Genomic DNA, 828 nt, shown 5'->3' with positions numbered 1-828 from the left:
AAAGGCGTGGCCGAGGCAGAACAGCCCGGCCTGATCATTGTCGGCAAGCAGGCAATCGACGATGATAGCAACCAGACCGGCCAGATGCTCTCGGCGCTGCTCGGCTGGGCGCAAGGGACGTTTGCCTCGAAGATCGAGATCGGTGACGGCAAGGCGCAGGTTACCCGTGAAGTCGATGGTGGTCTGCAGACCATCGAGATCAAGCTGCCGGCGGTCGTGACCACCGACCTGCGTTTGAACGAACCGCGCTACGCCTCGCTGCCGAACATCATGAAGGCGAAGAAGAAGCCGCTCGACAAGAAGTCGCCAGCCGATTTCGGCGTCGATACCACACCGCGCCTGAAAGTTCTGAAGACCGAGGAGCCGTCGGGCCGCAAGGCCGGCATCAAGGTCAAGACCGTCGCCGAACTCGTCGACAAGCTGAAAAACGAAGCCGGCGTGCTCTAACAAGTCCAGAAAAGAAAAGGAGACTAACATCATGGCCATTCTTCTTCTGGCTGACCACGACAACGCAACTCTGTCCGACCAGACCGCCAAGACGCTGACGGCTGCCTCGAAAATCGGCGGCGACGTGCATGTGCTGGTGGCAGGCAACGGCGCAAAGGCTGCAGCCGATGCTGCCGCAAAACTCACCGGCGTGTCCAAGGTCCTGCTCGCCGAAAGCGACGACCTTGCCAACAATCTGGCTGAGCCCTTGGCAGCCCTGATCGTATCGCTCGCCGGGTCCTATGACACCATCATCTCGGCCGCCACCTCGACCGGCAAGAACGTCCTGCCGCGCGTCGCAGCCCTGCTCGACATTGCCCAGATCTCCGAAATCACCGAAGT

The 828-nt window shown here is 60.7% G+C and carries 1 protein-coding gene and 1 pseudogene; both read left to right on the top strand.

Annotated features, from left to right (window positions below; translation table 11 throughout):
* Nucleotides 1-447, top strand: a 447-nt coding sequence (locus ACP7E0_RS34970; protein ID WP_426131953.1) for an electron transfer flavoprotein subunit beta/FixA family protein, incomplete at its 5' end; no start/stop codon positions are given.
* Between the two features lie 31 nt (nucleotides 448-478).
* Nucleotides 479-828 (top strand): annotated as a pseudogene (locus tag ACP7E0_RS34965) (electron transfer flavoprotein subunit alpha/FixB family protein); the annotation flags it as partial.

The sequence above is a fragment of the Pararhizobium sp. PWRC1-1 genome (assembly GCF_049897905.1).
Lineage (GTDB): Bacteria > Pseudomonadota > Alphaproteobacteria > Rhizobiales > Rhizobiaceae > Pararhizobium.
Note: the sequence above shows the minus strand (reverse complement) of the source record. Positions and strands in the feature narration are given on the sequence as shown.